This window comes from Gluconacetobacter entanii, from assembly GCF_013155425.1.
GTDB classification, from domain to species: domain Bacteria; phylum Pseudomonadota; class Alphaproteobacteria; order Acetobacterales; family Acetobacteraceae; genus Novacetimonas; species Novacetimonas entanii.
The window spans coordinates 1-261 of record NZ_JABJWD010000114.1 but is presented as its reverse complement, the minus strand read 5'-3'; the positions used below and the strand labels follow the sequence as shown (position 1 = coordinate 261).

Annotated in this window: 1 pseudogene; it reads right to left on the bottom strand. The window is 60.9% G+C overall.

Annotation, left to right across the window (positions count from 1 at the left end):
- Positions 1 to 261, bottom strand: a pseudogene (locus HNH97_RS18485) (IS5/IS1182 family transposase); the annotation flags it as partial.

Below are 261 nucleotides of genomic sequence, written 5' to 3'. Positions count from 1 at the left end.
GAAATCCGCGGGTTCGAGAAGAGGCGCGACCCCGACCGTGTCGTAATGCTGGCCGGGGATAAGCGTAAAGCGGACCAGATTGCCCAGGGCGTCAGTCATGGCGACGATCTTGGTGGACCATCCCGTCACACTGCGCCCTATCGCCTGGTTTCGGGTCCCCCTTTTGCGCCCTGGCCATGGCGGTGAACCCGGACCACCGTGCCGTCGATCATCGCATATTCCATGTCGGCATCGTCAGAAACCGCTTCAAAAAGCCGTTTG